Raw genomic sequence first — 24,212 nt, forward strand, 5'->3', positions numbered from 1 at the left:
CTGGCACGAAAGCTGCCATGAACCTCGCGCGATCGCCGCAAGGCGGTGCAAGCGGCAATAACCGGATGTTCAAGGCAGAAGTTGCCGGCAGCGCGCGGCAAACATTAACCGACCACACGAGAGGAAGAACCATGTCACGGATGGAACCCGAAGCCCACCTCGGCACCCCGGCCGCGCCCGGCGCCAGCCTGCCGATGAGCGACGCCGACGACGAGCCCAGCCATCTTGGACAGTTCATTCCCCTGCACTACCACCACAACATGCTGCTCGACACCAACCGCATGAGCAATTTCAAGGCGGCCATCGATGCAGTCGTGTTCAAGGGCGCCCGCGTGCTCGAACTGGGCGGTGGCACCGGCGTACTGTCCTGCTTCGCCGCAGCGCACGCGAGCAAGGTGTACTGCGTCGAGTTCAACCCGGACATGGTGGCCGAATCGCGCCGGCTGCTGGCGATGAACGCGCACGGTCACAAGGTCGAGGTGGTGCACGCCGATGCTTTCGAATATCTGCCGCCGGAACCGGTGGACGTGGTCATCTGCGAAATGATCCACGTCGGCATGCTGCGCGAGAAGCAGGTCGACGTGATCGAAGCCTTCAAGGCACGTTACCGCGCCCGCTTCGGCGACCGCTTGCCGATCTTCCTGCCGACTGCCGCGCTGATGGCAGTGCAGCCGCTGCACCAGGTATTCGACTTCTACGGCTTCAACGCCCCCATCATCCAGTTCCAGCGCGTCGGCGCCGAACACCCAGGAGCGACCGAACTGGCTGCACCGGTGGTCTATGGCGTGATGGATTTCGATCAGACCTGCAGCCGCGACATCGCCTGGAAGGGCGACATCGCCATCACTGCCGACGGCACGGTCAATGCGCTGCGCTTCATCACGAAGAACATCCTGGCGCTGCTCGGTACGCAGGGGCGGACGCAGGATTGGCTGAACGATTACATGGTGCTGCCGCTGACGACGCCGGTGGACACACGGGCTGGCGACACGCTGCACGTGAGTTTCAATTACCGCGCCGGTGGATCGCTGCAGTCGCTGGCGCGCACGATGCGGGCGACGGTGCGGGAGCGGGTCTGCGCGTCAGGTGCCTGATCAGCCGCCGAGCATCCACTTGATCACACCCTTTGCGACGAAACCCATCATGCCGAGGCCGAGGCCGATCAGGATGACGAAGGTGCCAAAACGACCGGCCTTCGACTCGCGCGCGAGCTGAAGCAGGATGAACAGCATGTAGAGCATGAAGGCGGCGACGCCGAAGGTGAGCCCGAACTCGGCAAATTGCTCTTCAGTGATGCCGCCCATGTGTGAAAACTGCTCCAGCGATATTCAATAAGTTGATCGGTGCGCGCTCAGGCGGCGCGCACCAGATCGCGATAGGCGTGCCAGCTGGCGTGACCCAGCAGCGGCACCACTACCAGCATGCCGACCAGCCCGGTCGCCATGCCGAACAGCGTGAATCCGGCGATCGCCACACCCCACAGCGCCAGCGGCGCCGGGTTCTCCATCACCACGCGCCAGCTGGTGAGCACGGCGCCGAGCACGCCGATGTCGCGATCGAGCAGCAGCGGAATCGCCACCACACTGGACGCGAACACCGGTGCGGCAAGCAGGCCGCCCAGCGCCAGCCAGGCCTCGAACAGCCAGCCCTGCTCCGCCAGCACGACCAGGCGCAGGAAATCTTCCGGCGTCGCCACCGGCGCCGGCGCACAGGCCCAGATCAGCGCGGCCGACGTCATCACCCAGCCGGTACCGGCCAGTGCGAGCAGCAGTCCGAACACCACCATGCGGCTGTCGCGCGGCTTCCACGCATGCACGGCCGTCATCAGCCCGGCCGGCTGTCCATGCTCCAGCGCGCGGCTGATCGCGTACAGACCGGTCGCCACCACCGGCGCGACCAGCATGAAACCGGTGAACGCCCCGTTGAGCAGCCAGAACTGGTCGGGAATCTGCCAGCACAGCAGCGCGCCGAACAGCGCGACGGCCGCGCCATGCAGCAGACCGGGCCCCGGGCAGCGCAGGAAGTCGCGACAGCCGGCGACCAGCCAGTCCAGCGGTCGGCTCAGCGGTACGGCACGGGTGGTGTAGCGGCGGGATTCGATGATGGCGTGGCTGTCGTTCATGTCGGTCTGTCCGGATCGATCACCGACGCGCGCGGCAAGGCCACTGCAGCCCTGCCCGATGCGTCATGGAGTATGCCGGCCGCCGCACTGCTGGACCTTGACGCAGCTCATGCGCCGCCGGCCGACGCACAAGTATCGGGCAAAGCGTGTCGCAACGGCAGCAAAGCGTCGCATCCGCACCGCCGCGGGGCGTATTCCGCCCTCCGCTTGTGCAGCGCAAAAGACTCTGGCGCCGAAGACGGGCGCGGGCGGTGCGACGGATGGCGACTCGGCTAATCCGGACTCAGACCCGGCGGCCGCTGGTGCAGCGGCATGACGTGAACGAGCGCGGGGTCCAGGCGCAGTGCCAGCCGGTCGCCGTTGCCGATGCGCCGGCGCTGCGGCCCGGCCAGCGTGATGCGCAGGCTGATCTGCGGATTGCGCTCCAGCGTCAGCGACGCCAGCGTGATCTCGCCGAGGTGCCGGGCTTCGCGCACCGTCGCCTCCAGTTCCTGCCCGCTGCCGTCAGCGCCGAGCAGGATGCCGTCACCCGGTACGACCCAGTTCACCGGCTGGCCCGGCTTGATCTTTCCCTTGTCGCGCACCTCGAGCAGCATGTCGCCGCTCTCTTCGCCCGCCGCCGACACCCATTTCAGCAGGCCCCAGCCCTCCCTGTCCGACGGCCCCACCCAGACCCCCTGGAAACGGTTGTGCATGCCCACGAGGTCGGCCACGCGCGCGTTGCGCGGTGCGCGGTGGATGTGTTCGGGCGGCCCTTCCTGCAGCACGGTACCGGCGTCCATCACCACCAGACGGTCGGCCAGCAGACGCGCTTCGTTGAGGTCGTGCGTCACCAGCAGGATGGGGATGTCGAGATCGCTGCGCAGATCGGCCAGCAAGCGGTAGAGCCCCTGCCGGCTCATCTGGTCGACTGCGGAGAACGGCTCGTCGAGCAGCAGCAGCTTCGGTTCGCGGGCGAGCGCGCGCGCCACCGCGACGCGCTGCTGCTGGCCGCCGGACAAGACGGCGGGTCGCCGTTGCTGCTGTTCGTGCGACAGATGGACGTGGTCGAGCCAGCGCCGCGCCTGCGCCGCGCGCTCGCCTGGCGACAGGTGCAGCATGGCCAGCGCGACGTTGTCGAGCGCACTGAGGTGCGGCATCAGTGCGTAGTTCTGGAACACCAACCCGACGTGGCGACGCTGCGGAGGCAGAAAGACGCCCTGCTCACTGTCGCACCACAGCTGCGTGCCGACCTCGATACGGCCGCGCTGCGGCCGCATCAGTCCGGCCAGCACGCGCAGCATCGACGTCTTGCCGGCACCCGACGGGCCGACCAGCGCCAGCAGCTCGCCTGCCGCGCAGTCGAAGCGGCCGTGCAGCGGCATCGGCTCGGTCTGGGCGATATCGACCCGCAGCGCACGGGCAGCGCGTTGTTCGCCGTTCATCGCCGGGCCGCCAGTCTGGCCGACGCGAAAAAGGACGCTGCGACCGCGCCGAGCGACAGCGCCAGCAGCAACAGCGCCATGCGGTCGGCACCGGCAAGATCGAAGGACTGCACGCGGTCGTAGATCGCGATCGCCACCGTCTTGGTTTCGCCGGGAATGCTGCCGCCCATCATCAGCACCACGCCGAATTCGCCCAGCGTGTGCACGAAGGTGAGCACCATGGCGGACAGGATGCCCGGCCAGGCCAGCGGCAGTTCGACCCGCCAGAAGGTCTGCCAGCCACTCAGCCCGCAGACCGCCGCGGCTTCGGCAAGGTTTTCCGGTATCGCTTCGAAGGCACGCTACACCGGCTGCACGATGAATGGAATGTTGAACACCAGCGAGGCGATCAGCAGGCCGGCGAAATTGAAGGTCATCCGGATGTCGAAGGTTTCGAGCATCCAGGCGCCGAGTGGCGAACCGGCACCCAGCGACACCAGCAGGTAGTAGCCCAGCACCGTCGGCGGCAGCACCAGCGGCAGCACGACGAAAGCCTCGATCCAGGCCTTGCCGGAAAAGCGCGTGCGCGCCAGCCAGCGCGCGCCGAGCACGCCGGGCGGCAGCAGCACGAGCAGCGTCACCACCGCCAGTTCGATCGACAGCGAGAATGCCTGCCAGTCCATGACCTGTCCTTCTTTCCGTACGTCGGCGCCGAAGCGTCGCTCACTCGTCGGGCATCGCGAAGCCGTGGCGACGCATGATGTCCTGCGCCGACGGCGTGGCGAGATAGTCGTAGAAGGCTCGCGCGGCAGGCGGCGCGCCACGCAGCAACACCATGCGTTGCGCCAGCCGGCGGTGCCAGCTTTCGGGGATCAGCGCGAACTCGCCGAGCGCGCTCACCTGCGGCGCCTTCGCCAGCGACAGCGCGATGATGCCGCCTTGGGTCGCGCCCGAGGTCGCGAACTGCGCCGCCTGCGAAATGTTCTCGCCCAGCACCAGCCGCGGTTCGATGTCGGCCCACACGCCGGCGTGCTGCAGCGCCTCCTTTGCCCGGGCGCCGTAGGGCGCGTGTTCCGGGTTGGCGATGGCGAACTTCTTCAGCCGCCCGTCGCGCAGGGCCTGCGCCAGATCCCGCAGTTCGCCGTCGGCTTTCAGCGGCGAGCCGCGCGGCACCATCAGACCGATGCGGCCGTAGGCATAGAGCCGGCCGCGGTCCTGCGTCAGCCCCTGGTCGGCCAGCCGGAACACGAAATCCTCGTCGGCCGACATGAACAGATGGAAGGGCGCGCCCTGCCGGATCTGCGAGAAGAAATTGCCGGACGAACCGAAAACCAGCCGCATACGCTGGCCGGTTTCGCGTTCGAAGCGGGCCGCCACCTCCTCCAGCGCGAACTTCAGGTCGGACGCCGCGGCAACCGTCGGCGGCTCGGCGCCCCGCACCGGAAGCGTCAGCGAAAACGCGAGTGCACACAGCAGCAGGATGCGTTGGATCAGGCAGACAGCTCTCATGATGGGCACGCCTCAGGGCGATTCGATATATATCCGTATGGATATCGCCCAATGAGTATAACGAGTATCGTGCTCAGTGCATTTCCTTTCGTCTTCGATCCGCGATGAACACCAAGACAGCCCCCGCCAGCCTCGAACACAGCACCCGGTTTCGCGTGCAGATCAAGCATGCGGTGGCGATCGGTCCGGGCAAGGCCGACGTACTCGAAGGCATCGCGGCGACCGGATCGCTCGCCGAAACCGGTCGCCGGCTGGGCATGAGCTATCAGCGCATCTGGTCGCTGGTCGACGCGATGAACAAGGACTTCGTCGAACCGCTGGTGACCAAGCAGCGCGGCGGCTCGGCCGGCGGCGGCGCCCGGCTGACCGCCACCGGAGAGCAGGTGCTGGCGCTCTACCGGGCGATCGAGGAGGACGCGCGCGTCGCCGCCTCGCGCCGCCTGCCCGAACTGCTGGCACTGATCCGGCCCGAGCCTGAGTCGGGCTCCGTTTGAGAGCTCTTCCGGCCTGCATCGAAGCCTGCGAACTGCAGCGGCCCCATCGCGGCCAGGGCCGCTCCCACGGGAATCGCGCCTGATTCGAGGCCGGAGCCCGAGCGGGGATTCTGTGGGAGGGGTCTCGACCCCGACAGCAGCCTGAAGCGAAGCCTGCGGACTGCAGCGGCCCCATCGCGGCCAGGCCGCTCCCACGGGAATCGCGCCTGATTCGAGGCCGGAGCCCGAGCTGGGGTTCTGTTGGAGGGGTCTCGACCCCGACAGCAGCCTGAAGCGAAGCCTGCGAACTGCAGCGGCCCTGTCGCGGCCAGGGCCGCACGGTCGAATGAGGACCCGTCGCCGGGACTACCGGGCGGTATCCGCGAGGCCGTCGAGTATCGGGCAGTCCGGTCGGCCGTCGCCGTGGCAGCAGCTGGCGAGTTGCGCCAGCGTGCGCTTCATCGCCGTCATCTCGTCGATGCGCCGGTCGAGGTCGGCGATATGCGCCTCGGCGATGCGCTTCACGTCGCCGCTGGCGCGGTCCGGCTTCTGCCACAGGGCCAGCAGATCGGCGATTTCCGCCATCGAGAAACCGAGGTCGCGCGCGCGGCGAATGAAGCGCAGCGTATGCACCTCGCGCTCGCCGTACTGCCGGTAGCCGGCGTCGGTCCGCGCCACCGCCGGCAGCAGGCCCAGCGACTCGTAATGCCGCACCATCTTGGCCGACACGCCGGAGCGTGCCGCCGCCTCACCGATGTTCATCGCGCATCTCCCTCGGGTTTCCAGCGCCGCAGCAGCAGCGCGTTGCTGACCACGCTGAAGCTGGAGAAAGCCATCGCCGCGCCGGCGATCACCGGGTTCAGCATGCCGGCGGCGGCCAGCGGTATGCCCACCACGTTGTAGGCGAAGGCCCAGAACAGGTTCTGCCGGATCTTCGTCCAAGTGCGCCGCGAAATATCGAGCGCGTCGGCCACGCGCGCCGGGTCGCCCTGCATCAGCGTGAGGCCGGCGGCGTGCATCGCCACGTCGGTGCCGGTGGACATGGCGATGCCGACATCGGCCGCGGCCAGTGCCGGCGCGTCGTTGATGCCGTCGCCCACCATGGCCACCACCGCCCCGCGCTGCTTCAGTTCGGCCACGACTTCGGCCTTGTGCTCCGGCAGCACTTCGGCGCGCACGTCGGACATGCCCAGTTGCGCAGCCACCGCGGCGGCGGCCCCGCGATTGTCACCGCTGACCAGCACGGTACGCACGCCGCCTGCCTGGAGGCGGCCCACCGCTCGCGCCGCCGACGCCTTCAGCGTGTCGCCGAAGGCGAGCAGTCCGACCAGGCGCGGGGCCTCCGTCAGATCGGCCAGCCAGGACACGGTGCGCCCCTCGCCCTGCAACTGCGCAGCACGGGCGGCGAGCGCCGACAGATCGACGCCCAGTTCTTCCATGTAGCGGCTGCTGCCCAGCCGCAGCACGCGGCCGGCGACGGCTGCCGACACGCCGCGTCCGGCGACCGCGCTCAGCTCGGAGGCGGCCGGCACGACCACGCCCTCGCGTTCAGCGGCTGCCGTGACGGCGCGCGCCAGCGGGTGCTCGCTGCCCGCCTGCAGCGCAGCGGCCAGTGCAAGCAACTCGCCCGGTGCACCGCTCGCCGGCTCGAACGCCACCAGTTCCGGCCGGCCTTCGGTCAGCGTGCCGGTCTTGTCGAAGGCGACCACCGACACGCGGTGCGCAATCTCCAGCGCCTCGGCGTCCTTGATCAGGATGCCATGCCGCGCCGCGGCACCGGTACCCACCATGATGGCGGTCGGCGTGGCCAGGCCGAGCGCGCACGGGCAGGCGATCACCATCACCGCGACGGCATTCAGCAGCGCGGTTTCGACGCCGGCGCCGGCGATCATCCAGCCGCCGAAGGTGAGCACGGCGAGCGCGATCACCACCGGCACGAACACCGCGCTGACCTGGTCGACCAGGCGCTGTATCGGTGCCTTCTTCGCCTGAGCGCTCTCGACCAGCCGCACGATGCGCGCCAGCACGGTTTCGGCGCCGATGGCGCGGGTGCGCACCACCAGCCGCCCCTCGCCATTGACTGCGCCACCGGTCACACGGTCGCCCGCCTGTTTGGCGACCGGCAGGCTTTCGCCGGTGATCAGTGATTCGTCGACCTGGCTGGCGCCGTCGACGATGTCGCCGTCGACCGGCACCCGCTCGCCCGGACGGATGACCACCTCGTCGCCGAGCGCGACCTGCGCCAGCGGCAGTTCGACCTCGACGCCGCCGCGGCGCACGCGCGCGGTGTCCGGCCGCAGTGCGTTGAGCGCGCGGATGGCATCGGTGGTCTGCCGTTTTGCACGCGTCTCCAGCCATTTGCCGAGCAGCACCAGCGTGATGACGACCGCGGACGCCTCGAAGTATAGATGCGGCATCGCACCCGGCGTCGCGGTCAGCCACAGCCAGACGCTGAGGCCCCAGGCGGCGGAGGTACCGAGTGCGACCAGCAGGTCCATGTTTCCGCTGCCGGCACGCAGCGCCTTCCAGCCGGCGACATAGAAGCGGGCGCCGAGCCAGAACTGCACCGGTGTTGCGAGCAGGAACTGCAGCCCGCCGGGCAGCATCCAGTGCGCACCCCACAGCATGCCCACCATGGGCAGCGCGAGCGGCAGCGACAGCACGACCGCCAGCGCCACCGGCCACCAATCGGGCAGCGTGTTCACCGGCGCGCTGACCGGCAACGCCGACGGCAGCGAAGCGGTGTAGCCGGCACGCGCCACTGCCGCCTGAAGCGCGCCGAGGTTGTCCGCCGCGCTGACGATGTCCGCGGTTTCGGTGGCCAGATTGACGCTGACCGACAGCACGCCCGGCACCTTGTTCAGCGCCTTCTCGACCCGTGCTACACAGGACGCGCAGGTCATGCCTTCGATGTGAAGGCGCAGCGCCTGCGGCTTCAGTACGTAGCCGGCCTTGTCGACCGCCGCGTGCAACGCGGCCGCGTCGACCGTGGCGTCGGCCTCGACCGTCGCGCGTTCGGTGGCCAGATTGACACTGGCGGACGCCACACCGGGCGTCCGAGCCAAGGCCTTTTCGACGCGTGTCGAGCAGGAGGCGCAGGTCATGCCTTCGACGCCGAATTCCCAGCGGGTGAGCGGGCCGTCGGGAGCTGTGGGCAGATCGGGGGAGTTCATGTTCGAGGTCCGTGCTGGATGACGGAGGTCAGTATCGACCTTCCCATGATGGTAAGGTCAAGCCGGATTTTCATGCGGAACAGCGCTTGACCTTGCCATCGTGGGAAGGTCCATCATGCAGTCATCCGAACCTCCAGGAGTCACCACCATGAGCACGACCATCGAATTCACCGTTCCCGACATGACCTGCGGTCATTGCGCCGGCCGCATCAAGGCGCTGATCGCCGGCATCGACGCCGACGCCAAGGTCGACATCGACCTGCCTACCCACCGCGTGCGCATCGACTCGACCGTCGACGCGGACACTTACCGCAGCGCACTCGCCGAGGCGGACTACCCGCCGGCGTGAGCCGGTCTTCGCTGCAGGCTGCAATCGCGAGCAAGCTCGCTCACACGAAAACCCGGCTCCGACGACGAATCGGGAGCGCTCGTTGCGGGAGCGACCTCTGGTCGCGATGCGGCGTTTGCAGGCCTCAGACTCCGTTACCGGTCCTCATCGCGAGCACGCTCGCTCCCACCGAAGCCCGGCCGGGCGGCGTCAGCGATAGCTGCGGTAGACGCTCGCGTTGCCGTCCGCCTGCACCAGCAGCACGTCGTACGGGTCCTTGCGGCCCTTGTACTCGGGGCCGTCCATGCCGGGCGAGCCGACCGGCATCGCCGGTACCGCCAGGCCAAGCGCCTTCGGTTTTTCCTTCAGCATCCTGTGCACCTCGCTCGCCGGCACGTGGCCTTCGAGCAGATAGCCGTCGACCCTCGCCGTGTGGCAGGAGGCGAACTTCGCCGGCATGCCCAGCCGGGCGCGCGCTTCGTTGTTGCCGGTCTCATACACCTTGACCGCGAAGCCGTTCGCTTCGAGGTGGGCCACCCAGTCCTTGCAACAGCCGCAGGTCGGGCTTTTCCACACCTCGACCAGCGGTTTCGGCGCCGCCATCAGTGTGGCGGCGCGCGGCAGCAGGGCCGCGGTGGCAAGCGCGCCGATCAGCGCGCGACGTGTCGTGTTCATGTCCAGTCCTTTCAATGGTGATCGTGCGCGCCGGCGGCCGGCTTGCGCACCTGTACTTCGATGTCCTGCGGCTGCACGAGCGGCATGCTGGAGGTGCCGTGGTCATGCCCCGCTGGCGGCGGTGCGGCCGCGGGCGCCTCGCCCACTTCGTGCGCCACCGTACCCGGCGGATGGCGGAACCAGCCGGGGTCGGTGTAGTCGCCCGGCTTCTGTTCCCGCCTGACCTTGAACACCGAAAACATGCCGCCCATCTCGACCGAGCCGAAAGGACCGTCGCCGGTCATCATCGGCGCGGTGTTCTCGGGCAGCGGCATCTTCATGTCGGCCATGTCGCCCATGCCGCGTTCGCCCATCGCCATATAGCCCGGCACGAGCTTCGATATGCGCTCGGCCAGCCCGCTGTGATCGACGCCGATCAGATTGGGCACGTCATGGCCCATCGCGTTCATCGTGTGGTGGCTCTTGTGGCAGTGGAAGGCCCAGTCGCCTTCCTCGTCGGCGATGAATTCGATCTGCCGCATCTGGCCGACCGCGATGTCGGTGGTCACCTCCGGCCAGCGCGCCGACTTCGGCACCGGGCCGCCGTCGGTGCCGGTGACCTCGAATTCGTGGCCGTGGATGTGCATCGGGTGGTTGGTCATCGTCAGGTTGCCGATGCGGATGCGCACGCGGTCGTTCTTCCTCGCCACCAGCGGTGCGATGCCGGGGAAGATGCGGCTGTTCCACGTCCACAGATTGAAGTCCAGCATGGTCATCGTCTTCGGCGTATAGCTGCCGGGGTCGATGTCGTAGGCGCTGAGCAGGAACACGTAGTCGCGGTCCACCGGTGCGATCAGCGGGTGGCGGCCCTTGGGGTGGGTGACCCAGAAGCCCATCATGCCCATCGCCATCTGCGTCATTTCGTCGGCGTGCGGGTGGTACATGAAGGTGCCGGGCCGGCGCGCGACGAATTCATAGACGAAGGTCTTGCCCGGCGGTATCGCCGGCTGGGTCAGGCCGCTCACGCCGTCCATGCCGTTGGGCAGGCGCTGGCCGTGCCAGTGCACGCTGGTGCGCTCGGGCAGCTTGTTGGTCACAAAGATGCGCACGCGGTCGCCCTCGACCACCTCTATGGTGGGTCCCGGCGACTGGCCGTTGTAGCCCCACAGGTGGGCCTTGAAGCCGGGCGCCATTTCGCGCACCACCGGCTCGGCCACCAGGTGGAATTCCTTGACGCCATCTTTCATGCGCCAGGGCAGCGTCCAGCCATTCAGCGTCACCACGGGGTTGTAGGGGCGGCCGGTCGGTGGAACCAGCGGGCCGCGCGTATCGGCGGTCGTCTCGACCACCGGCTCCGGAATCGCGGCCAGCGCGACCCGGCTCACCGTGGTGGCCGCGACGGCGGCGCCGGCGATGCCGGCGTGGCGGAAGAAATCTCTGCGGGAAGTCATGTGCGGAATCCTGTTCAGTGCGCCGCGTCGGCTGCCGTGGCAATGGCAGCGCCGGGCGGCGGCGCGAGATCGGGGCGACCGACCAGCGCCATGTCGAGATCGGCCTGGGCGATCCAGAAATCGCGCAGCGCCTCGATGTAGCCATTGACGCCAGCCACCTGGGCGCGCGCGTCGGCCAGCAGTTCGAACACGCCGATCAGCATGCCGTTGTAGCGCAGCAGGTTTTCGTCGGAAATGCGCTTGCGCAGCGGCACCACCTCGTCGCGGTAATGACGGGCGATGTCGAAGGCCGTGCGATAGCCGGCGTACGCTTCGCGCACCTCGGAGCGGGCGTTCACCGCCGCTTCCGCTGCGCGCTCGACCGACTGCATGTAGATGGCCTCGGCCCGCGCAACGCGTGAGCCGCCCCAGTCGAACAGCGGCAGTTCGAAACTGATTTCGTAGCCCTTCTTGTAGGACTCGCTGCGCCGACCTTCGAGCACGCGCGCCGGGCCGATCTCGAGCACGTCGATGAAGCGCGTGGTCTTGGTCAGCCCGAGGTTGCGCGCGGTCGCTTCGGCGTCGAGCTTCGCGATCTGCAGGTCGATGCGCGAACCCATCGCCTGGCGTTCGATGTCCGGTGCGTCGAGCGCCGCCGCGGGCAGCTCGGGCAGGCGGTCGGGCAGACGGAAAGCGGTCTGCTCGCCCCACAGACCCATGAGCCGGGTCAGCCGCTCGCGCGCCGCGGTGTGCGCCTGCTGCGCGCGCGCCAGATTCAGCGCCGCGTCGGCGTGAAAGCCCTGCTCGCGCGCCTGGGCCAGCGCGCTGTAGTTGCCGGCGGCACGCATGCGCCGGGCCAGTTCGGCACCGGCGTCGGCTGCCTCCATCACCTGTTCCATATAGCGCAGCGTTTCGCCGGCAGCCACCGCCTGCACCCAGGCGCGGCGCACGTCGGCCGCCAGCCGCAGCACCTGCAGCGATACGGCACGCTGCGACTGTTCGAAGACGCGCCGGTTCACCTCGACCGACTGCGGCATCGTCAGCAGCGAAAAGATGTTGAAGGTGAGCGCCTGCTCGATCTTGTAGTCGCGCACGCCGTTCTCGCGCTTGCTGGCGTGGAACATCGAGAAGGTCGGATTGGGCAGACGGCCGGCGCGCACCACCTCGGCCTCGCGGATGCCCAGTTCGTGGAAGCCCTCCTGCAGGCCACGATTGTTCAGCAGCGCGATCTGCACCGCGTCATCGGCCGACAGCGGTTGCGCCAGCAGTTCGGCGACACGGTCGGCAATTGCCGTGCGGTCCTCGTCGCTGCGCGCCCATCTGACGTCCTTGCCCAGCTTTTCGCGCGCGGTCTGCTCGACCGGGCCGAACCCGCCGTCCGGGCTGAAGCTCGCGCAGCCAGCCAGCAGCGCGACCGCCGCCGCCAGCGGCACGAGCTTGAGCCGGCTCTGATCAGTGCTTGTGCGCATCGCCGCCCTCCTTGCTGTGGTGGTGGCAACGATGTCCGTGGTCCGACTTCATCGCCCCGGAATCGCCGCCGTGCTGCTGTCCCGACGGATGCGCGTCGTACATCCGGCTGTGCATCGGCCCATGCATCGACGCGTGGTGAGCGGCGTGGTGCGGACAGTGATGCGGCTTCGCTTCGCTGCTGGCTGCGCCGTGATCGTGCTTTGCGGCTCCACCTGCAGGCGTGCCGGCACCGTGGTTGGCATGCGCGTCGGCGGCAGCCGGTGCGCCATGATCGTGGCCGGCATGCGGGTCCGGCGGTGCGGCCGCCGTGCTGCCGTGATCGTGCGCGTGGCCGCCGGGCTGACGACCGACCGCGTCGTTGGCTTCACGCCAGTCGCCGACAGCGCCCGTGCTACCGGCGCGGTAGGTATCGAACACCGAGCGGTGATCGAGCGGTCGCGTGGGGGCGGCCGGATCCGCCGGATCGGCCGCCCAGGCAGACGTGGTGACGGACGCTGCTGCCAGCAGCATCCGGATGGAAAGATGGAACATGAAGACCTCGCGAAAGACAGGTGTATCGATTTCCGCCCACCGTGGACGGATTTCGGGTGTCAGGCGAGGTCGTGTCTGGGCGGGCGTTCGGTGCCTTCGGTGATGAAGGCGGGAGGTGTCACGCGCGCCGGCAGCGGGCGCAGGTGCGTCGAAAAATCGTCCGGCAGCCGCAGCGCGGACGGCATTAAGGCGCCGCCGATGCAGCAGGCGGCGCATGCGCTGCAGGCGTGCTTGCCGTGGGCAGGGCTTGCCGCGGGGTCGTGATCACCGCCGTCGTGATGTGTGTGCGCGGCTGCGTCATCGTGCATGGTCGCCGTCGTCGGCAGTCCGTGGTGCGACGGCGCGCAGCTGATCATCGCCGCCGCGGCAAAGCCCTGCAGGGGCAGTGCCAGCAGCAGCATGAAGGTCAGCAGGAGGCGGGTCGCGGAACGCATGAGCACTAGGATATCAGCGCAGTGACGAAGTTCGCATGACAGCGGTCAAGTCGTGCTCGGGTCCACCGTCCACCGCCTTGCGACCGAGCCCTGTCCATTCACGCTTTCCAGATGCACCGGGAAACCCCACAGCCGGGCGACGTGCTTCAGCACTTCGTAGGCGCCGTCGTGCAGCGGCCGGTTGTTGTGCTGCGTGTGCCGCAGCATCAGCGAACGGTCGCCGCGCAGATTCACGCTCCACACCTGGATGTTCGGTTCGCGCGAGCCGAGATCGTACTGGCGCGACATCGCTTCGCGCAGATTGCGGTAGCCGGACTCGTCGTGAATGGCCGATACCTCCAGCGTCGGCTCGGTGTCGTCGTCGGTGATGGCGAACAGGCGGAAGGCCCGCATCACGCGCGGCGACAGGTACTGGCCGATGAAGCTTTCGTCCTTGAAGTTGCGCATCGCGTGGTCCAGCGTTTCCAGCCAGCTGCTGCCGGCCATGTCCGGGAACCATGCGCGGTCCTCGTCGGTGGGCGCCTCGCAGATGCGCTTGATGTCGGTGTACATCGCGAAACCCAGCGCGTACGGGTTCATGCCGCTGTAGGCGGGGTGACCGACCGGCGGCTGGTAGACGACGTTGGTGTGCGACTTCAGGCACTCGATCATGATGCCGTCGTCGAGGAAGCCGTCGTCGTACATCGTGTTCAGCAGGTGGTGGTGCCAGAAGGTGGCCCAGCCCTCGTTCATGACCTGGGTCTGGCGCTGCGGGTAGAAGTACTGCGCCACCTTGCGCACGATGCGCACGATCTCGCGCTGCCACGGTTCGAGCAGCGGCGCGTTCTTCTCGATGAAGTAGAGCAGATTCTCCTGCGGCTCGGCCGGGAAGCGCGGCGCTTCCTTCTCCGCCTCGTCGCGGCCCAGCTTCGGCGGCAGCGTGCGCCAGATCTCGTTCACCTGCTGCTGCGCGTAGGCCTCGCGGTCCTTCGCGCGCGCCAGTTCCTGCGTGAGGCTGAGCTTGCTCGGCCGACGGTAGCGGTCGACGCCGTAGTTCATCAGCGCGTGGCAGCTGTCGAGCAGCAGTTCGACCGCGTCGATGCCATGCCGCTCCTCGCAGGCGGCGACGTAGTTCTTCGCATAGACCAGGTAGTCGATGATGGACGACGCGTCGGTCCACATCCGGAACAGGTAGTTGCCCTTGAAGAAGCTGTTGTGGCCGTAGGCGGCGTGCGCGATCACCAGCGCCTGCATCGCCATCGTGTTCTCCTCCATCAGGTAACTGATGCAGGGATTGCTGTTGATCACGATTTCGTAGGCCAGACCCATCTGGCCGCGCCGGTAGTTCTTCTCGGTGCTGATGAATTCCTTGCCGTAGCTCCAGTGCCGGTAGTTCACCGGCATGCCGACGCTGGCGTAGGCGTCCATCATCTGTTCGGCGGTGATGATCTCGAGCTGGTTCGGATAGGTGTCCAGCCCGAAGCGCTGCGCGGTCGCGCGGATCACGTCGTGGTATTGCTCGATCAGTTCGAAGGTCCAGTCGCTGGGCGCCGGCAACCGGGAGGCCGGGCGCTCCTTCAGCGGCAGCGGTGCGCTCAGCGGCGGCGGGTGACGACGCCCGCCGTATTCGCCCGGCGAGGCCGCGCGACCGTTGTTGCGGCGGTCGTAGGTATCGCTCATTTCGCGGCTCCTTCCTTCTTGAACAGGTCGCGGAACACCGGATAGATCTGGTCGACCTCGGCCGCCTTGCGGATGGCGAAGTTCTCGCTCTCCATCGCGAGATCCGAGTACTCGTGCCACAGGTTCTGTTCCTGCTCGACCACCTGGATGTAGGCGAAGTAGCGCACCAGCGGCAGGATCTTCTGTTCGAGGATTTCGCGGCAGCGCGGGCTGTCGTCGTGCCAGTTGTCGCCGTCGCTGGCCTGCGCGCCGTAGATGTTCCACTCGCCGCGCGGGTAGCGCGCCTGGATGATGTCTTCCATCAGCACCAGCGCGCTCGACACCACGGTGCCGCCGGTCTCGGTGGCATGGAAGAAATCGTGCTCGCTCACTTCCTGCGCCTGCGTGTGGTGGCGGATGAACACGATTTCGATCTTTTCGTAGTGCCGGGTCAGGAACAGGTAGAGCAGGATGAAGAAGCGCTTGGCCAGATCCTTGCGCGCCTCGTCCATCGAGCCCGACACGTCCATCAGGCAGAACATGACCGCTTTCGCAGTCGGCACCGGCGTGCGCACACGGCTGCGGTAGCGCAGGTCTATCGGGTCGAGGTAGGGGATACGGTCGATGCGCGAACGCAGCGCGGCGATGTCGGCCTCGATCTGTTCGATCTCGTGCAGCCGCGCCGGCGTGCCCGGCTGTGCGCGCAGGTCCTCGAGCAGCGCTTCGAGCCGGTGCAGTTCGCGCCGCGACTCGCTGCCCAGCGCGATGCGCCGGCCGATCGCACCGCGCATCGAGCGCACGACGTGCAGATTGTTCGGCGTGCCGTCGCTGGAGAAACCGGCACGGTGCGTCTTGTACTCCGGCGTCTCGGCCAGCGTGGTGCGGATCAGGTTGGGCAGGGCCAGGTCGTCGAAGAAGACCTGCATGAACTCTTCCTTGGTGAGGTGGAAGACGAAATCGTCCTCGCCCTCGCCGGAATCGCTGGCGTTGCCCGAACCGGCCCCGCCGCCGCCACCGCCCTTGGGCCGCTCGATGCGGTCGCCGCGGACGAAGTCCTTGTTGCCCGGGTGCACCATTTCGCGCGAGCCGCCCTGACCGTGGCCGAACACCGGTTCGCTGATGTCGCGCTTCGGGATGTGGATGTCCTCACCCTGCGCGATGTCGCGGATGCCGCGCCCCTCGACCGCCCGCCGCACCGCCTCGCGGATCTGCTCCTTGTGGCGGCGCAGGAAGCGCTCGCGATTGCCGATGGACTTGTTCTTGCCGGCCAGTCTGCGATCGATGATCTGCTGCAAGATGTGTCCCCTTCCCGCCGGGGCAGCGTCGCCCCGGTCTTGTCTATCGATGCCCCACCACCGTCACGAACTCTTGCGCACGCGCAGGTACCACTCGCACAGCAGGCGCACCTGCTTGGGCGTGTAGCCCTTGCCGACCATGCGATTGACGAAGTCCTCGTGCTTCTTGGCATCGTCGGCGCTGGCCTTGGCGTTGAAGCTGATCACCGGCAGCAGTTCTTCGGTGTTGGAGAACATCTTCTTCTCGATCACCGTGCGCAGCTTTTCGTAACTGGTCCACACCGGGTTCTTGCCGGCGTTGTTGGCGCGCGCTCGCAGCACGAAGTTCACGATCTCGTTGCGGAAATCCTTCGGGTTCGAAATGCCGGCCGGCTTCTCGATCTTTTCCAGTTCGGCATTCAGCGAGGCGCGGTCGAACACTTCGCCGGTGTCGGTATCGCGGTACTCCTGGTCCTGTATCCAGTAGTCGGCGTAGGTGACGTAGCGGTCGAAAATGTTCTGGCCGTATTCGCTGTAGCTTTCGAGATAGGCCGTCTGGATTTCCTTGCCGATGAATTCGGCGTAGCGCGGCGACAGGTGTTCCTTGATGCAGGCGATGTACTTCTGCTCGACGTCCTGCGGGAACTGTTCGCGCTCGATCTGCTGTTCGAGCACGTACATCAGGTGCACCGGGTTGGCCGCCACCTCGGTCGAATCGAAGTTGAACACCTTGGACAGGATCTTGAACGCGAAGCGGGTGGAGATGCCGCTCATGCCTTCGTCGACGCCGGCGTAGTCGCGGTATTCCTGGTAGCTCTTGGCGCGCGGATCAGTGTCCTTCAGGTTCTCGCCGTCATACACCTGCATCTTCGAATAGAGGCTGGAGTTCTCCGGCTCCTTCAGCCGGGTCAGCACGGCGAACTGCGCCATCATCTTCAGCGTGCCCGGGGCGCACACGGCCTCGGCCAGCGACGAGCCGCGCAGCAGCTTCTCGTAGATCTTCACTTCCTCGGACACGCGCAGGCAATACGGCACCTTGACGATGTAGATACGGTCGAGGAAAGCTTCGTTGTTCTTGTTGTTGCGGAAGGCTTTCCACTCGCTCTCGTTCGAGTGCGCCAGCACCACGCCGTCGAACGGAATCGCGCCGAAACCTTCGGTCCCCTTGAAGTTGCCTTCCTGGGTTGCGGTCAGCAGCGGGTGCAGCACCTTGATCGGCGCCTTGAACATTTCGACGAATTCGAGCAGGCCCTGGTTGGCCAGGCACAGACCGCCGGAGAAGCTGTAGGCATCCGGATCGTCCTGCGCATAGGTTTCGAGCTTGCGGATGTCGACCTTGCCGACCAGCGATGAAATGTCCTGGTTGTTCTCGTCGCCCGGTTCGGTCTTGGCGATGCCCACCTGCTTCAGCACGCTGGGGTAGCGCTTGACCACGCGGAACTTGCGGATGTCGCCGCCGAATTCCTCCAGCCGCTTGACCGCCCACGGGCTCAGGATGCGGTTGAGGTAACGGCTCGGGATGCCGTATTCCTTCTCCAGGATGGCGCCGTCCTCGGTCGGGTCGAACAGGCCCAGCGGCGATTCATTCACCGGCGAACCCTTGATCGCGTAGAAGGGCACTTCCTGCATCAGCGCCTTCAGCCGCTCGGCGATCGACGACTTGCCGCCACCGACCGGACCCAGCAGGTAGAGGATCTGCTTCTTCTCTTCCAGGCCCTGTGCGGCGTGACGGAAGTAGCTCACCACCTGCTCGATCGCATCCTCCATGCCGTAGAACTCGGCAAAGGCCGGATAGATCTTGATCACCTTGTTGGCGAAGATGCGCGACAGCCGCGGGTCGTTGCGGGTGTCCACCGTCTGCGGTTCACCGATCGCCTTCAACATGCGTTCGGCCGCGCTCGCGTAGGCCATCGGATCGCGCTTGCACTCCGCGAGGTACTCCTCCAGCGAAAGTTCCTCTTCGCGGGTGCGCTCGAAACGCGCGGCGAAATGACTGACGATGTCCATGCTGATCTCCAAGTCTCCGTTGACCTTCAAAACAGGCAATCCGGAAGCCCGCGGCCTGCGCGTACCTTCCGCACCACCACATGTTCAGCTTGGTTCACTCTCGGCCTCGATGAAAGCTCGATAAGCACCGCGTTCACCATCCTGCTCCGAAGCATGGACGCTGTGTCGAGTCGTGCGACACAAGATGCGTACATGCAACACTTGTTGTCGAGTCGATACCCCCTGCAACGCGAAGTTCCCGCCTGCTCACGCTTGTTCACGTGCGTGCCCGGCAGTCCGTTGACCGGTCCTCAGCAAGTTGTGGTCCAGGCTCGCCGTGCGCAGACCGCACGGTATCCATCGTCATCGCAATGTTCCGCTCAAGGGCACGGCTGGCGCGGGCGCCGCGAACGCGGTGGACGGAAGGCCTCGCAGTCGCGCGCACCACGCCGGTGCACGATCACCCTGTCGCACCGCTGGCGCGCCCGGTGCCGATCCCGCTTCGGGGCGACAACCGGTCATCGTCGACGCCGACCTGCGCCGCGCCCGACGCGGGAGATCGACAGCCGACACATACTGTATGAAAATACAGTACACATCATGTCGACGCCCTACGCCGAACTTCACTGCCTGAGCCACTTCAGTTTCCAGCGCGGCGCCTCGTCGCCGGAGGAACTGGCCGAGCGCGCCGCCGCGCTCGGCTATGCGGCACTGGCCATCACCGACGAATGCTCGCTGGCCGGCGTCGTGCGCGCACACGTGGCGCTGCGCGCCCTGCCCGACCCTAAACCGGCGCTGATCATCGGCAGCGAAATCCGCCTGGCCGACGGACCCAAGCTGGTGCTGCTGGCCTGCAACCGCAACGGTTACGGCAATCTGGCCGAACTGATCACGCGCGGCCGCATGGCGGCTGACAAGGGCCGCTATCACCTGACACTGGCCGACCTCGACGCCGGCCTGGCCGACTGCATCGCGCTGCTGGCGCCGAGCGACGACGACATCGCCGACGCCGCCACGCTTATTGCGCACGGCTGCTGGCTCAGATCGCGTTTCGGCGAACGCGCCTGGCTGGCGGTGGAACTGCATCTCGGGAGCGACGACTGCGCCAAGCTGGCGGCCCTGCAGGCGGCGGCCGACGCCAGCGGCCTGCCGCTGTGTGCCGCTGGCGACGTGCACATGCATGTGCGCCAGCGGCGTCGGCTGCAGGACACGCTGACCGCCATCCGTCTGCACTGCACGCTGCCCGAATGCGGCGAACGGCTGTTTCCGAACGGCGAGCGCCACCTGCGCCTGCCGCACCGGCTGGCGCAGATCCATCCGGCCGAACAGCTGGCCGCGAGCGTGCACATCGCCGCGCAGTGCAGCTTCTCGCTCGACGAACTGCGCTACGAGTACCCGGAAGAGATCGTGCCGGCCGGCCATACGCCGGCGTCCTGGCTGCGGCATCTGGCCGAACGCGGCTACGTCGATCGCTGCGCGCAGATCCGGCGCGTGGTCAGGCTGGACGACGCCACCTTCCAGCTGAAGGCAGACAAGCTGCGCCGGCAGATCGAGGACGAACTGGCACTGATCGCCGAGCTTGAGTACGAACCCTACTTCCTGACCGTGCACGACATCGTGGCCTGGGCACGCAGCCGCGGCATCCTCTGCCAGGGCCGCGGCTCGGCCGCCAATTCGGCCGTGTGCTACTGCATCGGCGTAACCGAAGTCGATCCGTGGCGCGCCAACATGCTGTTCGGCCGCTTCATTTCGCGCGAGCGCAACGAGGCGCCGGACATCGACGTCGATTTCGAGCACGAGCGGCGCGAGGAAGTGATCCAGTACATCTACGGCAAGTACGGCCGCGACCGCGCCGCACTGGCCGCCAGCCTGACCTGCTACCGGCCACGCTCGGCGCTGCGCGACGTCGGCCGCGCACTCGGCTTCAGCGACGACGCGCTCGACCGCCTGACGCGCGGCCACATGTGGTGGGACGGCAAGCAGGTGCGCGAGGACCGCATGGCCGAAGCCGGTTTCAGCCCCGCCTCGCCGCACGTACGCCGGCTGATGGAACTGGCGAACGAACTGATAGGCGCGCCGCGTCACCTGTCGCAGCACGTCGGCGGCTTCGTCATCGCGCGCGGCCGGCTGTCGCGCCTGGTGCCGATAGAGAACGCCCGGATGCCCGATCGCTGCGTCATCCAGTGGGACAAGGACGACCTCGAAGCGGTCGGTCTGATGAAAGTCGATGTGCTGGCGCTCGGCATGCTGACCGCGATACGCAAGACCCTGCAGTCGCTGGCGGCCTACGCCGACACTCACCCCGCGTCACCGGCGACAGGACCGGGACCGATACCCCGCAGCGTCGCCGACATTCCGCCCGAAGACCCGGCGACCTACGACATGCTGTGCCGCGGCGAATCGACCGGCGTGTTCCAGGTCGAATCGCGGGCACAGATGAACATGCTGCCGCGGCTGCGGCCGCGCCGTTACTACGACCTGGTCATCCAGGTCGCCATCGTGCGCCCGGGGCCGATACAGGGCGGCATGGTCCATCCCTACCTCGCCCGCCGCCACCTGCCGCCGGAACGGATCGACTACCCGTCGGACGAACTGCGCCCGGTACTCGAACGCACGCTGGGCGTGCCCATCTTCCAGGAACAGGTGATGCAGCTGGCCGTCGTCGCGGCCGGTTTCACGCCGGGCGAAGCCGACCAGATGCGCCGCTCGATGGCCGCCTGGCGACAGCGCGGCACGATGGAAAAATTCCAGCACAAGCTGACCGCCGGCCTGCTGAACAAGGGCTACACGCCGGAATTCGCCGAACAGATCTACCGCCAGATCGAAGGCTTTTCCGGCTACGGCTTTCCGGAGTCGCACGCCGCCAGCTTCGCGCTGCTCGTCTACACCTCGTCCTGGCTCAAGTGTCATCACCCGGCCGCCTTCCTGTGCGGCCTGCTGAACAGCCAGCCCATGGGCTTCTACGCGCCGGCCCAGCTGATCGCCGACGCACGCGCGCACGGCGTCGACGTACATCCGGCCGACGTGACGGTGAGTGGCTGGGACTGCGTGCTCGAACGCCCGTCGTCGCCTGCATCCGGGCCTGCCGTGCGACTGGGCCTGCGCATGATCAAGGGCGTGTCGCAGGACGCCATGCAAAGCCTGATCGCCGCCCGCGCAAAGGCGCCGTTCACGCATGTCGACGACCTCGCCCGCCGCGCCCGGCTGGACCGGCAGCAGTTGCGCTGTCTCGCTGCCGGCGGCGCGCTGCAGCAGCTCGCCGGCAACCGCCACCAGGCGCACTGGCAGGCGGCGGTGCGGCGCCCGGACGCACTGCTGGGCGACGCGCCGGTAAACGAAACGCCGCTCGCGCTGGCAGCACCGCACGAAGGCGAGGACATCGTCGCCGACTACGCCAGCCTCGGTTTCACGCTGGGTCGTCATCCGCTGGCGCTGCTGCGCGGCGAACTGACTGCGCAGCGCTTCATCACCGCCGCCGAACTGCGCCGCCTGCCCGACCGCGCACTCGCCCGCGCCGCCGGCATCGTCACCTGTCGCCAGCGCCCCGGCACGGCCAGCGGCGTCATGTTCGTCACGGTGGAAGACGAAACCGGGCTGGCCAACGTGATCGTGCACAAGGACGTGCAGGAGAAGCAGCGGCACGAAGTGCTGGGCGCCACGCTGCTCGGCATCTACGGCCAGGTGTCGCGCGAGGGCGAGGTGATCCATCTGATCGCCCGCCGTCTGGTCGACCGCTCGGCGCTGCTCGGAGCGCTGACGCCGCGCAGTCGGGATTTCCACTAGAAAGCGACTACAGTCCCGCCTTTGACCACCGTTCCCGCACGCCATGACGCCCGGCCAGCCCGCCCCCGATTTCGATGCCATCGACCAGCACGGCCAGCGACATCGTCTGGCTGACTACCACGGCCGCTGGCTGGCGCTGTACTTCTATCCGCGCGACGACACGCCGGGCTGCACGAAACAGGCCTGCTCCATCCGCGACGGTCGCGCCGCCCTCGCCGCCCGCGGGCTCACCGTGCTCGGCGTGTCGGCACAGGGCAGCGCGGCGCACCGCGCCTTCACCGACAAGTTCGCTCTCGATTTCCCGCTGCTGGTCGATGAGGGCCAGCACATCGCCCGCAGCTACGGCGCACTCGGCAGCGGTCCGGCCGGACTGCTGCGCCGCTGGCTGGGTGCCTACCGGCGCATCAGCGTGCTGATCGACCCCGAAGGTCACATCGCGCACGTGATCGAGCGACCGGACGTGAGCCGTCACGCCGACGAACTGCTGGCGCTGCTGCCGTCACGCTGAGCGCCCGCGTCACGGACGATAGTCATACGCCGTCCGGCATGTGGACGCCCCGCCGGCCAGACGCCATCGCACAAGGCACTGATATTTCAGACTTTCCTGTCTCAGCCCTCATGGCACGTCATCTGCTCTCCGCAGCACGGCGCGTCGTGCGCCGAACCGACGGGGAGGATGCATGCTGGCCTGGCTGCTCAGACGACATTTCTGGTTCGAACTGCAACGCATCGCCGACTGCGAATCGCGCGACGAGGACTACTGCCCGTCGCCACGCGGCAGCGCCAATGAGCGACAGCTGCTGGGCACGCTTTCACGCGTGTTCTCCGGCCTGCGCAACCGGGCACGCAACGCCGAAACGCGCGCGCACGAACTGGAGCAGATGCTGGACGTGGCCGCCGACAACGCGCAGTCGCTGCGCCAGGAACTGGGCGAGGCGAGCGCGCGCAGCAGTCTGATCGCCGCCGTGGTCGACGCCGGACTTTGGGAAGTCCGGCTGAGCGACGCCCGCACGCCGGATCTGAAACATCCGGTCTGGTGGTCGGAGCGTCTGCGCAGCATGCTGGGCTACGACCACGACGACTTTCCGGACCGCCTCGACAGCTGGGCCTCGCGTCTGCATCCGGAGGACCGCAAACAGGCGCTCGAAATGCTGGCGCGGCAATGGACCGACCGGCGCGACGGCGACTGGCCGGATACGCGCTACCGGATGGCACACAAGGACGGCAGCTACCGCTGGCTGCTGTCGCGCACCCGCACCGTGCGCGACGAACAGGGCGTCGTGCGGATCGCCGGCTCGCTGACCGACATCAGCCGCAGTCGCGAGGACGAGGCGAAGCTCGACGCTGCGCTGACCCGTTTCGAACTGGCGAGCGACATGCTGTCGGACGGCATCTGGGACCTCGACGTGGTGGCCGGCGACCCGGTCAATCCATCCAACACCTTCTGGTGGTCGACACAGTTCCGTCGCCTGCTCGGCTTCGAGACCGAAGAGGAATTTCCGAACGTGCTCGACAGCTGGGCGTCGCGCCTGCACCCGGACGACAAGCCGGGCGTACTCGAAGCCTTCACCCGTCACCTGATGGACCGCAGTGGCAATACGCCCTACTCGATCGACTACCGGCTGCGCTGCAAGGACGGTGTCTATCGCTGGTTCCGCGCCCGCGGCCGCACCCGGCGCGATGATCGCGGCACGCCGCTGCGCGTGGTCGGCGCGCTCACCTGCATCGAGGCCGAGCACAACGAGCACCACCTGCAGGAAGTCGAGGCGCGGCAGCGCCAGCAGCTCGGCGACAACGTGCAGAAGATACGCGCCATCGTCACCGCCATCCGTGCCATCGCCGACCAGACCAACCGGCTGGCGCTGAATGCGGCGATCGAGGCCGCGCGCGCCGGCGACGCCGGACGCGGCTTTTCAGTGGTGGCCGACGAGGTGCGCACGCTGTCGGAGCGCACGCGCGAGGCGACCGAACAGATCGCCCGCATCATCCCCGACGGCGGCTGAC

The 24,212-nt window shown here is 67.5% G+C and carries 22 protein-coding genes; 6 read left to right on the top strand and 16 right to left on the bottom strand.

Annotated features, from left to right (window positions below; all coding sequences use genetic code 11):
- Nucleotides 1-131: 131 nt before the first annotated feature.
- Complete coding sequence (locus tag METRZ18153_RS0113035; RefSeq protein WP_029143755.1) at nucleotides 132-1,094, top strand: methyltransferase domain-containing protein; 963 nt, start codon at nucleotides 132-134, stop codon at nucleotides 1,092-1,094.
- Here the strand turns inward: METRZ18153_RS0113035 and METRZ18153_RS0113040 are convergent, their stop codons facing one another.
- From METRZ18153_RS0113040 to modA, 6 genes are all read right to left on the bottom strand, one after another.
- The gene (locus METRZ18153_RS0113040; protein ID WP_008058471.1) at nucleotides 1,095-1,304 is read right to left on the bottom strand and encodes a DUF2788 domain-containing protein; all 210 of its coding nucleotides are present in this window, start codon (nucleotides 1,302-1,304) and stop codon (nucleotides 1,095-1,097) included.
- Between the two features lie 47 nt (nucleotides 1,305-1,351).
- The gene (locus METRZ18153_RS0113045; RefSeq protein ID WP_020165138.1) at nucleotides 1,352-2,122 is read right to left on the bottom strand and encodes a DUF2189 domain-containing protein; all 771 of its coding nucleotides are present in this window, start codon (nucleotides 2,120-2,122) and stop codon (nucleotides 1,352-1,354) included.
- 272 nt (nucleotides 2,123-2,394) lie between these two features.
- Nucleotides 2,395-3,546 carry an ABC transporter ATP-binding protein gene (locus METRZ18153_RS0113050; protein ID WP_020165139.1) on the bottom strand — a complete coding sequence of 384 codons (1,152 nt, stop codon included), beginning with the start codon at nucleotides 3,544-3,546 and terminating at the stop codon, nucleotides 2,395-2,397.
- Nucleotides 3,543-3,872, bottom strand: a complete 330-nt coding sequence (locus METRZ18153_RS21130) for a molybdate ABC transporter permease subunit (protein WP_269744948.1) — start codon at nucleotides 3,870-3,872, stop codon at nucleotides 3,543-3,545. Before METRZ18153_RS21130 ends, METRZ18153_RS0113050 begins: the two co-directional genes overlap by 4 nt.
- A gap of 15 nt (nucleotides 3,873-3,887) precedes the next feature.
- Nucleotides 3,888-4,208: a hypothetical protein gene (locus METRZ18153_RS21135; RefSeq protein ID WP_020165141.1), complete on the bottom strand. Its 321-nt coding sequence runs from the start codon at nucleotides 4,206-4,208 to the stop codon at nucleotides 3,888-3,890.
- A 40-nt stretch (nucleotides 4,209-4,248) separates the two neighbouring features.
- Nucleotides 4,249-5,034: a molybdate ABC transporter substrate-binding protein gene (gene modA, locus METRZ18153_RS0113060; RefSeq protein ID WP_020165142.1), complete on the bottom strand. Its 786-nt coding sequence runs from the start codon at nucleotides 5,032-5,034 to the stop codon at nucleotides 4,249-4,251.
- Nucleotides 5,035-5,138: 104 nt separating this feature from the next.
- Here modA and METRZ18153_RS0113065 point away from each other — a divergent pair, with 104 nt between their 5' ends.
- Nucleotides 5,139-5,528, top strand: a complete 390-nt coding sequence (locus METRZ18153_RS0113065) for a winged helix-turn-helix domain-containing protein (RefSeq protein ID WP_020165143.1) — start codon at nucleotides 5,139-5,141, stop codon at nucleotides 5,526-5,528.
- A 345-nt stretch (nucleotides 5,529-5,873) separates the two neighbouring features.
- Here METRZ18153_RS0113065 and cueR read toward each other — a convergent pair whose 3' ends face one another.
- Nucleotides 5,874-6,269: a Cu(I)-responsive transcriptional regulator gene (gene cueR, locus METRZ18153_RS0113070; RefSeq protein WP_020165144.1), complete on the bottom strand. Its 396-nt coding sequence runs from the start codon at nucleotides 6,267-6,269 to the stop codon at nucleotides 5,874-5,876.
- Nucleotides 6,266-8,680 (bottom strand): heavy metal translocating P-type ATPase, encoded by a 2,415-nt coding sequence (locus METRZ18153_RS0113075; RefSeq protein WP_020165145.1) that lies wholly within the window; start codon nucleotides 8,678-8,680, stop codon nucleotides 6,266-6,268. Before METRZ18153_RS0113075 ends, cueR begins: the two co-directional genes overlap by 4 nt.
- A gap of 148 nt (nucleotides 8,681-8,828) precedes the next feature.
- Here METRZ18153_RS0113075 and METRZ18153_RS0113080 point away from each other — a divergent pair, with 148 nt between their 5' ends.
- Nucleotides 8,829-9,029 (top strand): heavy-metal-associated domain-containing protein, encoded by a 201-nt coding sequence (locus METRZ18153_RS0113080; RefSeq protein WP_020165146.1) that lies wholly within the window; start codon nucleotides 8,829-8,831, stop codon nucleotides 9,027-9,029.
- Between the two features lie 189 nt (nucleotides 9,030-9,218).
- Here METRZ18153_RS0113080 and METRZ18153_RS0113085 read toward each other — a convergent pair whose 3' ends face one another.
- From METRZ18153_RS0113085 to METRZ18153_RS0113120, 8 genes are all read right to left on the bottom strand, one after another.
- Nucleotides 9,219-9,683, bottom strand: coding sequence for a DUF411 domain-containing protein (locus tag METRZ18153_RS0113085; protein WP_020165147.1), 465 nt, complete (start codon nucleotides 9,681-9,683; stop codon nucleotides 9,219-9,221).
- A gap of 11 nt (nucleotides 9,684-9,694) precedes the next feature.
- Complete coding sequence (locus METRZ18153_RS0113090) at nucleotides 9,695-11,113, bottom strand: multicopper oxidase family protein (RefSeq protein WP_020165148.1); 1,419 nt, start codon at nucleotides 11,111-11,113, stop codon at nucleotides 9,695-9,697.
- Between the two features lie 14 nt (nucleotides 11,114-11,127).
- Nucleotides 11,128-12,561, bottom strand: a complete 1,434-nt coding sequence (locus METRZ18153_RS0113095; protein ID WP_020165149.1) for a TolC family protein — start codon at nucleotides 12,559-12,561, stop codon at nucleotides 11,128-11,130.
- Entirely contained in the window at nucleotides 12,545-13,093 is a 549-nt protein-coding gene (locus METRZ18153_RS0113100; protein ID WP_020165150.1) for a hypothetical protein, read from the bottom strand. The genes METRZ18153_RS0113095 and METRZ18153_RS0113100 overlap by 17 nt, the downstream gene beginning before the upstream one ends.
- A 59-nt stretch (nucleotides 13,094-13,152) precedes the next feature.
- Nucleotides 13,153-13,527, bottom strand: coding sequence for a hypothetical protein (locus tag METRZ18153_RS0113105; protein WP_020165151.1), 375 nt, complete (start codon nucleotides 13,525-13,527; stop codon nucleotides 13,153-13,155).
- Between the two features lie 45 nt (nucleotides 13,528-13,572).
- Entirely contained in the window at nucleotides 13,573-15,186 is a 1,614-nt protein-coding gene (locus tag METRZ18153_RS0113110; protein ID WP_020165152.1) for a SpoVR family protein, read from the bottom strand.
- A complete protein-coding gene (locus tag METRZ18153_RS0113115) occupies nucleotides 15,183-16,460 on the bottom strand; it encodes a YeaH/YhbH family protein (protein WP_019917687.1) in 1,278 nt (425 codons plus the stop codon). Before METRZ18153_RS0113115 ends, METRZ18153_RS0113110 begins: the two co-directional genes overlap by 4 nt.
- Nucleotides 16,461-16,523: 63 nt before the next feature.
- A complete protein-coding gene (locus tag METRZ18153_RS0113120; RefSeq protein ID WP_020165153.1) occupies nucleotides 16,524-18,446 on the bottom strand; it encodes a PrkA family serine protein kinase in 1,923 nt (640 codons plus the stop codon).
- 579 nt (nucleotides 18,447-19,025) lie between these two features.
- On the opposite strand from METRZ18153_RS0113120, the gene METRZ18153_RS0113125 reads away from it, so the two are divergent.
- The 3 genes from METRZ18153_RS0113125 (at nucleotide 19,026) to METRZ18153_RS21220 (ending at nucleotide 24,211) form a co-directional block, all read left to right on the top strand.
- Nucleotides 19,026-22,208, top strand: a complete 3,183-nt coding sequence (locus tag METRZ18153_RS0113125; protein ID WP_020165154.1) for an error-prone DNA polymerase — start codon at nucleotides 19,026-19,028, stop codon at nucleotides 22,206-22,208.
- A 43-nt stretch (nucleotides 22,209-22,251) separates the two neighbouring features.
- A complete protein-coding gene (locus METRZ18153_RS0113130) occupies nucleotides 22,252-22,716 on the top strand; it encodes a peroxiredoxin (RefSeq protein WP_020165155.1) in 465 nt (154 codons plus the stop codon).
- Nucleotides 22,717-22,888: 172 nt separating this feature from the next.
- Nucleotides 22,889-24,211 (top strand): methyl-accepting chemotaxis protein, encoded by a 1,323-nt coding sequence (locus METRZ18153_RS21220; RefSeq protein WP_020165156.1) that lies wholly within the window; start codon nucleotides 22,889-22,891, stop codon nucleotides 24,209-24,211.
- Nucleotide 24,212: the final 1 nt, after the last annotated feature.

It is taken from the genome of Methyloversatilis discipulorum (genome assembly GCF_000385375.1).
Taxonomy (GTDB): domain Bacteria; phylum Pseudomonadota; class Gammaproteobacteria; order Burkholderiales; family Rhodocyclaceae; genus Methyloversatilis; species Methyloversatilis discipulorum_A.

What these genes read in the sequence shown, in the direction of transcription:
- METRZ18153_RS0113035 (WP_029143755.1), top strand. Translation starts at nt 132, where the DNA reads ATGTCACGGATGGAACCCGAAGCCCACCTCGGCACCCCGGCCGCGCCC.
- METRZ18153_RS0113040 (WP_008058471.1), bottom strand. Translation starts at nt 1,304, where the DNA reads ATGGGCGGCATCACTGAAGAGCAATTTGCCGAGTTCGGGCTCACCTTC.
- METRZ18153_RS0113045 (WP_020165138.1), bottom strand. Translation starts at nt 2,122, where the DNA reads ATGAACGACAGCCACGCCATCATCGAATCCCGCCGCTACACCACCCGT.
- METRZ18153_RS0113050 (WP_020165139.1), bottom strand. Translation starts at nt 3,546, where the DNA reads ATGAACGGCGAACAACGCGCTGCCCGTGCGCTGCGGGTCGATATCGCC.
- METRZ18153_RS21135 (WP_020165141.1), bottom strand. Translation starts at nt 4,208, where the DNA reads ATGGACTGGCAGGCATTCTCGCTGTCGATCGAACTGGCGGTGGTGACG.
- modA (WP_020165142.1), bottom strand. Translation starts at nt 5,034, where the DNA reads ATGAGAGCTGTCTGCCTGATCCAACGCATCCTGCTGCTGTGTGCACTC.
- METRZ18153_RS0113065 (WP_020165143.1), top strand. Translation starts at nt 5,139, where the DNA reads ATGAACACCAAGACAGCCCCCGCCAGCCTCGAACACAGCACCCGGTTT.
- cueR (WP_020165144.1), bottom strand. Translation starts at nt 6,269, where the DNA reads ATGAACATCGGTGAGGCGGCGGCACGCTCCGGCGTGTCGGCCAAGATG.
- METRZ18153_RS0113075 (WP_020165145.1), bottom strand. Translation starts at nt 8,680, where the DNA reads ATGAACTCCCCCGATCTGCCCACAGCTCCCGACGGCCCGCTCACCCGC.
- METRZ18153_RS0113080 (WP_020165146.1), top strand. Translation starts at nt 8,829, where the DNA reads ATGAGCACGACCATCGAATTCACCGTTCCCGACATGACCTGCGGTCAT.
- METRZ18153_RS0113085 (WP_020165147.1), bottom strand. Translation starts at nt 9,683, where the DNA reads ATGAACACGACACGTCGCGCGCTGATCGGCGCGCTTGCCACCGCGGCC.
- METRZ18153_RS0113090 (WP_020165148.1), bottom strand. Translation starts at nt 11,113, where the DNA reads ATGACTTCCCGCAGAGATTTCTTCCGCCACGCCGGCATCGCCGGCGCC.
- METRZ18153_RS0113095 (WP_020165149.1), bottom strand. Translation starts at nt 12,561, where the DNA reads ATGCGCACAAGCACTGATCAGAGCCGGCTCAAGCTCGTGCCGCTGGCG.
- METRZ18153_RS0113100 (WP_020165150.1), bottom strand. Translation starts at nt 13,093, where the DNA reads ATGTTCCATCTTTCCATCCGGATGCTGCTGGCAGCAGCGTCCGTCACC.
- METRZ18153_RS0113105 (WP_020165151.1), bottom strand. Translation starts at nt 13,527, where the DNA reads ATGCGTTCCGCGACCCGCCTCCTGCTGACCTTCATGCTGCTGCTGGCA.
- METRZ18153_RS0113110 (WP_020165152.1), bottom strand. Translation starts at nt 15,186, where the DNA reads ATGAGCGATACCTACGACCGCCGCAACAACGGTCGCGCGGCCTCGCCG.
- METRZ18153_RS0113120 (WP_020165153.1), bottom strand. Translation starts at nt 18,446, where the DNA reads ATGGACATCGTCAGTCATTTCGCCGCGCGTTTCGAGCGCACCCGCGAA.
- METRZ18153_RS0113125 (WP_020165154.1), top strand. Translation starts at nt 19,026, where the DNA reads ATGTCGACGCCCTACGCCGAACTTCACTGCCTGAGCCACTTCAGTTTC.
- METRZ18153_RS0113130 (WP_020165155.1), top strand. Translation starts at nt 22,252, where the DNA reads ATGACGCCCGGCCAGCCCGCCCCCGATTTCGATGCCATCGACCAGCAC.
- METRZ18153_RS21220 (WP_020165156.1), top strand. Translation starts at nt 22,889, where the DNA reads ATGCTGGCCTGGCTGCTCAGACGACATTTCTGGTTCGAACTGCAACGC.